We start from the raw sequence: 7498 nt of genomic DNA, 5'->3' as shown, positions 1-7498 counted from the left end.
TCGCGATCCGCGAAGGTGGCCGCACTGTCGGCGCAGGTGTTGTGTCCAAGATCATCGCCTGATCTGACGATAAAGCGCGGGGCCTTGGCCCCCGCTCATCTTGCGAAAGGCCGCCCCTTGGGGCGGCCTTTTTGCTTGGTGCAAGGCGGAAGTGGCGATCTGTGCAAGGTTGCACAGGGCCTCGTGCAAGAGGGGGTGCGGAGGGGGGATATCACCAAGTCTCACGCTGGCGTGAGGCGGTTCTGGCCGGTTCTTGTCGGTTTTGCTTTGGCGTTGCGCGGAAGCGGCGCGCAACTCACGAGGGTGACATAAAGCTGTGATCTTCCTGTGAGGGAGCTGTGATTTCCCTTCCCGCGCGGTTGGGTCCATCTCCTGTCGTGCAGAGGCGGTGACGCCCTGAACCCGGGGCCACGGATTGGCCCAAGTACAAGGACTATGATGATGAAACGTATCGCTCTTTTCGCAGCAGCTTTGACCGCATTCGCTCCGGCCGCTTTTGCCGCTGGCCTGACCGCGACGGAGACTTTCGAGGTCAAGCAATATGCCCCGAACGCTGACCTGACCAACGTGACCGCCGCGCAAGCCAATGCCATCACCGCAGCGATCGCCAGCGGCGACGGCAACATCGCCGCGCAAATCTACTCGATCCTGAACTAATCCTCTGGGCCGCTCTGGCGGCCAACCTCCCCAAGACTGAGCGCCCGTCCCTGAGATCAGGGGCGGGCGCAAAACATTTCGGCCTTGGCTTGCAATGAAGGGGCGGCGGGCTAGGGTGGCGGCAGCGGCGCTCTGCAAGGTTTGGCGCCGAATCTCTTTGCGCCAGAGGCCTTTGATTATGCTGCCAAGCTTTCGTCTTTCCGTTTGTCTGATGCTGGTTTGCGGGCTTGGCGCCTGTGCGCCAACCGCGCCGGGGCTGAGCGCTGTCGAGCAGGCTGAGATTCGGACCTATGCGCCCAATGCCGATCTGAGCAATCTGACGCCCGCACAGGTGGGGGCGCTGTCCAATGCGCTGCACAGCGGTGATGGTTTCGACATCCCAGCGCAGATCTATGCGATCCTGAACCCCTATAGGTGAAAACGCCGCCATTGCCATCTTTGGGCAAGGCGGCGGCTTTGGCCGGAGGCCCAGGCGGGGCTTCGGCGCGCGGGGGCTAAGAAGGCGCTGCCGAATGCGCATCTTTGCATGATAACGTCTTGACGGGGTTGGTGCAAAAACCTAAACGGGGCCCCAACGTAGGGGTATAGCTCAGTTGGTAGAGCGACGGTCTCCAAAACCGTAGGTCGCGGGTTCAAGCCCTGCTGCCCCTGCCATTTCCTTCCATTGAAAATGATCCGCCGCATCCAAGCTTGGCCTTGGGTCTTGGCATGATGCTTTGCGCCGAAGCCCGCGAGTCGCTGCGGCGGGCTTCGGCTTTTGTGCGCGCCTTAGGGCTGCGGCTTTTCGCTGTCGAGCTTAAGCCTTTGCGGCAGTTCCGGCACGGTTGTGGCAGCTTCGGTTGGGGCAGCTTCGGTTGCGGCGGCGGCGGTCGTTTCGGTTGCCATCGGTTCGACCGAGGTCGTTCCAGCCGGGGCTGGTTCGGCTGTGGGCACCTCGGGCTCTGCGGCGGCGGTGGCTGGTGCCTCTAAGAGATCAGAGGCGGGCAGGAGGGAGGCCAACGTGATTCGGTGGTTGAGGAAGACCAGACTGCCAGCCGGTTCAGCCTCGCGCCAAGCCGCCACTTGCTCGGCCGAGAAGATCTTCGCCATCGGCTCGGGCGCGTAATGGGCGAAGTTGTGAAAGCCGCTGCTGGCCAGCGCCACGGTGACAAACTGCAAGGCAGCGCCGGTCAGCGAGCTGATCCGCAGCACCATTGCCAAGAAGAGCGCGATGACGAGGCCCAAAATGCCGGTCGCCAGCATCATCATCTCGGGTGAGACGGTGGCATCTGGCGGCAGATAGCTTTCAATCAGCCAGCGGGCAGGCAGAACCGCGACAACGCCGATGACCATGCCCAACAGCCCGCCAAGGATGCGGCTGAGCCAGGACCCCCGGCGCGGTGCCGCCATAGGGGCCGCGCTGCGCAAGGAGCGACCGTAGTTTTGCTGCGGGTCAGGCGCTTTGCGGGCGCTTTTCTTGATTCGCTCAAGGCGGGCGTGGAATTCTTGTTGCTGGTTCATAGGGATCTGCATGGGCGGGCCGTCTCGCGCTGGTGTTGTCTTGGGCTTTGCCGCTGCAACCCGGCGTTATTGTGGCGGCTTTGGTCTACATCCAAGGCAGAGCACCATCGCGCGAAGCCTCGATGGCGAAAATCAGCAAGCCGCTGTCGAAAACCAGCGCCTGTCGCGCCGGGGCAGCAGTAGAAATGGCCCGAACAGACAGAAGGGGGCGCAGATGCGCTATTCCGGTTTCCGGGTGATCGCCGAGGCGCTGACCGGCCACAAAGGGTGGAAGCCCGTGTGGCGCGATCCTGCTCCGCAGGCTGAATATGATTATATCATCGTGGGCGGCGGCGGGCATGGTCTTGCCACGGCTTATTATCTGGCCAAGGAGTTTGGCCAGAAGCGCATCGCGGTGATCGAGAAGGGCTATCTCGGCGGCGGCAACGTGGGCCGCAACACCACGATCATCCGCTCGAACTACCTTCTGGATGGCAATGAGCCGTTCTACGAATTCTCGCTGAAGCTTTGGGAAGGGCTGGAGCAGGATTTCAACTATAACGCCATGGTCAGCCAGCGCGGGATTTTGAACCTGATCCATTCGGATGCGCAGCGCGATGCGTTCACCCGGCGCGGCAATGCGATGATCCTGAACGGCGCGGATGCCGATTTGCTGGACCGTGAGCAGATCCGGGCGATGTATCCTTGGCTGAACTTTGACGATGCGCGCTTCCCGATCAAGGGCGGTCTGGCGCAGCGGCGCGGTGGCACGGTGCGGCATGATGCGGTGGCTTGGGGCTATGCGCGCGGGGCTGACAGCCGGGGCGTCGATCTGATCCAGAACTGCGAAGTGACGGGGATGCGGATTGAAAACGGCAAGATCCTTGGGGTTGAGACCTCGCGCGGGTTCATCGGTGCTAAGAAGGTTGGCGTGGCGGTTGCGGGCTCTTCCAGCCGGGTGATGGCCCATGCGGGCATGCGCCTGCCGATTGAAAGCCATGTTCTGCAAGCCTTTGTTTCTGAAGGGCTGAAGCCGTTGATCGATGGTGTCATCACCTTTGGCGCCGGGCATTTCTACGTCAGCCAATCCGACAAAGGTGGTCTGGTCTTCGGCGGCGATATCGACGGCTACAACACCTATGCCCAACGCGGCAATTTGCCGGTGATCGAGGATGTGGCCGAGGGCGGTATGGCCCTGATGCCCGCCATCGGTCGCGCGCGCCTGCTGCGCACTTGGGGCGGGGTGATGGATATGTCGATGGATGGCTCTCCCTTCATCGATAAGACCCCTGTCGACGGGCTCTATTTCAACGGCGGCTGGTGCTACGGCGGCTTCAAGGCGACCCCGGCCTCTGGCTGGTGCTTTGCGCATCTGATGGCCAAGGACGCGCCGCATAAAGTGGCGACGGCCTACCGCCTCGACCGCTTCCTGAAGGGGAAGATGATCGACGAAAAGGGCCAAGGCGCCCAGCCGAACCTGCACTGAGGGCAAAAAGATGATCATCAACCATCCCATCCTTGGGCCGCGGGACAGCCAAGAGTTTGTCTATCTGGGCGCGGCCGAGATGATGAACCGCCCCGACGGTATGAGCGCGGGCATCGAAGAGTTTCATGAGTGGCTCTATCATCGCGACAACCCCGCCGGGGAGCATCGCGAGCTGTGGTATCACGAGCAGGGCGACCGCTCTTGGCTGGTGGTGACGCGCAACACCCTGACGCATGAGATTTCCCGGGTTGAACTGGCCCGCGATGTCGCCAAAGCCATGGGGCGCAGCAAATGAGCCAATCAAACCGTATCTCTGGCGGCCAGATCGACCGCTCCAAGACCCTGAGCTTCCGTTTTGATGGCAAAAGCTATCAAGGCCATGCGGGGGACACTTTGGCCTCGGCTCTCTTGGCCAATGGCGTGCGCCTTATGGGCCGCAGCTTCAAATATCACCGCCCGCGCGGGCCTTTGTCGGCGGGTTCGGAAGAGCCCAATGCTTTGGTCCATCTGCGCTCGGGCGCGCGGCAAGAGCCGAACACGCGGGCAACGGTGGCTGAACTCTTCGACGGGCTGGAGGCGAGGAGCCAGAACGCTTGGCCGAGCCTGAAGTTCGATGCTTTGGCGATCAATGACCGGTTGAACACCTTCCTGACGGCGGGCTTTTACTACAAGACCTTCATGTGGCCGGCGGCGTTTTGGGAAAAGCTCTATGAGCCGATCATCCGCAAAGCCGCAGGTCTGGGCGCGCTGACGCGGCAGGAAGACCCCGATTCTTACGACAAGGGCTTTTTGCACTGCGATCTTCTGATCATCGGTGCGGGTCCGGCGGGTCTGTCGGCGGCTTTGACTGCTGGCCGCGCAGGTGCGCAAGTTATTCTGGCGGATGAAGATTTTCGCATGGGTGGCCGTTTGAAGGCCGAGACGCTGGAAGTCGGCGGGCAGGCGGGGGCCGATTGGGCGGCGGCGCAGGTGCTGGAACTGGCCGCGATGCCGAATGTGCGGCTGATGCCGCGCACCACGATTATCGGCGCGTTTGACCACGGCATCTATGGCGCGGTGGAGCGGGTCTCGGACCATCTGGCGGTGCCGATGAAGGGCAAAGTGCGGCAGACCCTGTGGCGGATCTATTCGCGCCGCGCGGTGCTGGCGGGCGGGGCGACCGAGCGTCCGATCGCCTTTGAAAACAACGACCGTCCCGGCGTGATGCTGGCGGGTGCCTTGCGCGCCTATGCCAACCGTTGGGGCGTGGCGGTGGGCCGCAAGGTTGCGGTTTTCACCAATAATGACGATGGCTTGCGCACGGCAAGCGATCTGCGTGCCAAAGGGCTTGAGGTCCGCGTCATCGATGCCCGCAAGGGCGAAGAGGTGATTGATACCTCGGGCCGTTTGGGGCTGAAGTCGGTGACCATTCGCAGCAATGGCAAGGTTGAGACCATTGCTTGCGACGCGCTTGGTGTCTCGGGTGGTTGGAACCCCAACGTCAATATCACCTCGCACCACCGCTCGCGCCCCGTTTGGGAGGAGGCGATTGCCGCCTTCGTGCCGGGGGAAGATGGGCCGGTTGGGCTGACGGCGGCGGGTGCTGCGGCGGGTGCGCTCTCGACCCATGGCGCTTTGGCGACGGGCCAAGCGCAGGCGATTGCGGCGCTGGCTGATCTGGGGATTGCGGCCAAGGCGGATGCATTGCCGCAGGCCGAGGATGCGCCGGTTGCGATCTCGCCGAAATGGTATGTCGCGGGCGGCAAGGGCCGGGCTTGGATCGATCAGCAAAACGATGTGACGCTGAAAGATGTAAAGCTTGCCCAGCAAGAGAACTTCACCTCTGTTGAGCATTTGAAGCGCTACACCACGCTTGGCATGGCGACCGATCAGGGCAAGACCGGCAACGTCTTGGGTCTTGCGGTGATGGCGGGCCTGACCGGCAAGACCATCCCCGAGACCGGCACCACGATCTACCGGCCGCCCTATACGCCGGTGGCGATGGGGACGCTTGCGGGTCGCTCGCGTGGCAAAGAGTTCAAACCCTTCCGTCTGACGCCCAGCCACAAATGGGCCGAAGAGCAGGGTGCGGTCTTTGTCGAGGTCGGCATGTGGCTGCGCAGCCAATGGCTGCCGAAAGCCGGTGAGACGCATTGGCGCGAAAGCGTGGATCGTGAGGTCTTGGCGACGCGGAAGTCGGTTGGCATTTGCGATGTGACCACGCTTGGCAAGATCGACATCCAAGGCACCGATGCGGCTGCATTCTTGGATAAGGTCTATGCCAATAACTTCGCCTCGCTGGCGGTTGGCAAATGCCGCTACGGGCTGATGCTGCGCGAAGATGGCATGGTCTATGACGATGGCACCACCGCACGTCTGGGCGAGAATGAATATGTGATGACCACGACCACGGCCAATGCCGTGCTGGTGTTCCGCAATCTGGAATATGCGCGCCAAGTGCTTTGGCCGGATATGGATGTGCAACTGATCTCGACCACCGAGGCTTGGGCGCAATTCTCGGTCGCAGGACCGAATGCGCGGAAGTTGTTGGAAAAGGTCGTCGATCAGGACATCTCGGATGCGGCCTTCCCCTATATGGGGGCAGGGGCGATCACCGTGGGTGGCATCCGTGGGCGTCTGTTCCGCATCTCCTTCTCGGGCGAGTTGGCCTATGAGATCGCGGTGCCGACGCGCTACGGCGATGCTTTGGTGCGCAAGCTGATGGAAGCGGGGCGCGAGTTCGATGCCATCGTTTACGGCACCGAGGCTTTGGGCGTCATGCGGGTTGAGAAGGGCCATGTGGCGGGCAATGAACTGAACGGTCAGTCCTCGGCGCTGAACATGGGCCTTGGCAAGATGGTGTCGAAGAAGAAGGACTCCATCGGCATGGTGCTGAGCCAGCGCGAGGCTTTGCTGGACCCCAATGGCTATCGTTTGGTCGGGGTGAAGCCGGTCCATAAGGACGGCAAGCTGACGGCCGGCAGCCACTTCCTTGCAATTGGCGCGGCGCCGGTCATTGAAAATGACGGCGGATGGCTGACCTCGAAAGTCTATAGCCCGCATTTGGGCTGCGACATCGCGCTGGGCTACCTTAAGGCTGGGGATCAGAAGATCGGCACGCAGATGCGGGCGGTGAACCTGCTGGCGAAGCCGGTCCAAGAGACCTTGGTCGAGATCGTGTCCCCGCATTTCTTTGATCCCGAAGGGGAGAGGCTCCGTGGCTGATACCTTGCACGCCTTGACGGCATTGGGCCAAGCGGCCCCGCAAACCCGCGTGATCGGTCCTTACCGGATCGAAGAGCGCTTTGATGTGGCCTTGGCCTCGGTCGCCAGTCGGCGGGGGCGCGAGGCGGAGGTGGCCTCGGCCGCGGCCGCCGCGGGCATCCCGCTGCCCGGCCCGGCCCGTTTCACGGCTGGCCCGCTTTACGCAGGCTTCTGGGTCGCGCCGGAGATGTGGTTTGTGGAGGCACCTTTCGCCAGCCATGAGGATATCGTGGCCGTGGTGAAGCCGATCTTCGGTGAGGCGGCCTCGATCACCGAGCAGACCGATGCTTGGGTGCGGTTCGATGTCTTGGGCACAAATCTGGCGGCGCTGGTTGAGAAGCTGTGCAATGTCGATTTCGCGCGGGCGGCGGATGGTTACGCCACCCGCACGGTGATTGAGCATATGGGCTGCTATCTGATCCGCCACACCAGCGGCGCGCTGACGATCTATGGGGGGCGTTCCTCGGCGCAAAGCCTTTTGCATGCGCTTGAGGTGACGGCGGCGTCCCTGTTGTAACCAACTTGTGGCCGGGGGCCTGCGCCTTTGGCCACAAGAGGCTTTGCCAAAGGTGCGGGCTTGGGCCTTTGGGGACGAAAACGATGGTCGTCGCGCCAAGAATGCCACGGCGGCTG

The 7498-nt window shown here is 62.4% G+C and carries 7 protein-coding genes and 1 tRNA gene; 7 read left to right on the top strand and 1 reads right to left on the bottom strand.

Annotated elements, in window-relative coordinates:
- The first annotated feature begins 441 nt into the window (after nt 1–441).
- The 3 genes from Q9295_RS11245 to Q9295_RS11235 all read left to right on the top strand — a co-directional run bounded on the left by Q9295_RS11245 (nt 442) and on the right by Q9295_RS11235 (nt 1311).
- Nucleotides 442–657 carry a hypothetical protein gene (locus tag Q9295_RS11245; protein WP_306680661.1) on the top strand — a complete coding sequence of 72 codons (216 nt, stop codon included), beginning with the start codon at nt 442–444 and terminating at the stop codon, nt 655–657.
- A 178-nt stretch (nt 658–835) separates the two neighbouring features.
- Nucleotides 836–1075: a hypothetical protein gene (locus tag Q9295_RS11240; protein WP_306680660.1), complete on the top strand. Its 240-nt coding sequence runs from the start codon at nt 836–838 to the stop codon at nt 1073–1075.
- A gap of 160 nt (nt 1076–1235) precedes the next feature.
- Nucleotides 1236–1311 (top strand) — tRNA-Trp (locus Q9295_RS11235).
- A 114-nt stretch (nt 1312–1425) separates the two neighbouring features.
- Here Q9295_RS11235 and Q9295_RS11230 read toward each other — a convergent pair.
- On the bottom strand, nt 1426–2157 hold the full coding sequence (locus Q9295_RS11230; protein WP_306680659.1) for a hypothetical protein: 732 nt from the start codon (nt 2155–2157) through the stop codon (nt 1426–1428).
- 214 nt (nt 2158–2371) lie between these two features.
- On the opposite strand from Q9295_RS11230, the gene Q9295_RS11225 reads away from it, so the two are divergent.
- From Q9295_RS11225 to Q9295_RS11210, 4 genes are read left to right on the top strand one after another with little or no spacing between them, the layout of a single operon-like run.
- Entirely contained in the window at nt 2372–3622 is a 1251-nt protein-coding gene (locus Q9295_RS11225; RefSeq protein ID WP_306680658.1) for a sarcosine oxidase subunit beta family protein, read from the top strand.
- Between the two features lie 10 nt (nt 3623–3632).
- The gene (locus tag Q9295_RS11220; RefSeq protein ID WP_306680657.1) at nt 3633–3917 is read left to right on the top strand and encodes a sarcosine oxidase subunit delta; all 285 of its coding nucleotides are present in this window, start codon (nt 3633–3635) and stop codon (nt 3915–3917) included.
- Nucleotides 3914–6826 carry a sarcosine oxidase subunit alpha family protein gene (locus Q9295_RS11215; protein ID WP_306680656.1) on the top strand — a complete coding sequence of 971 codons (2913 nt, stop codon included), beginning with the start codon at nt 3914–3916 and terminating at the stop codon, nt 6824–6826. Before Q9295_RS11220 ends, Q9295_RS11215 begins: the two co-directional genes overlap by 4 nt.
- The gene (locus tag Q9295_RS11210) at nt 6819–7382 is read left to right on the top strand and encodes a sarcosine oxidase subunit gamma (protein WP_306680655.1); all 564 of its coding nucleotides are present in this window, start codon (nt 6819–6821) and stop codon (nt 7380–7382) included. Before Q9295_RS11215 ends, Q9295_RS11210 begins: the two co-directional genes overlap by 8 nt.
- The last annotated feature ends 116 nt before the right edge of the window (nt 7383–7498 follow it).

This window comes from Pseudogemmobacter lacusdianii, assembly GCF_030848395.1.
Lineage (GTDB): Bacteria > Pseudomonadota > Alphaproteobacteria > Rhodobacterales > Rhodobacteraceae > Pseudogemmobacter > Pseudogemmobacter lacusdianii.
Note: the sequence above shows the minus strand (reverse complement) of the source record. Positions and strands in the feature narration are given on the sequence as shown.

What these genes read in the sequence shown, in the direction of transcription:
- Q9295_RS11245 (WP_306680661.1), top strand. Translation starts at nt 442, where the DNA reads ATGAAACGTATCGCTCTTTTCGCAGCAGCTTTGACCGCATTCGCTCCG.
- Q9295_RS11240 (WP_306680660.1), top strand. Translation starts at nt 836, where the DNA reads ATGCTGCCAAGCTTTCGTCTTTCCGTTTGTCTGATGCTGGTTTGCGGG.
- Q9295_RS11230 (WP_306680659.1), bottom strand. Translation starts at nt 2,157, where the DNA reads ATGAACCAGCAACAAGAATTCCACGCCCGCCTTGAGCGAATCAAGAAA.
- Q9295_RS11225 (WP_306680658.1), top strand. Translation starts at nt 2,372, where the DNA reads ATGCGCTATTCCGGTTTCCGGGTGATCGCCGAGGCGCTGACCGGCCAC.
- Q9295_RS11220 (WP_306680657.1), top strand. Translation starts at nt 3,633, where the DNA reads ATGATCATCAACCATCCCATCCTTGGGCCGCGGGACAGCCAAGAGTTT.
- Q9295_RS11215 (WP_306680656.1), top strand. Translation starts at nt 3,914, where the DNA reads ATGAGCCAATCAAACCGTATCTCTGGCGGCCAGATCGACCGCTCCAAG.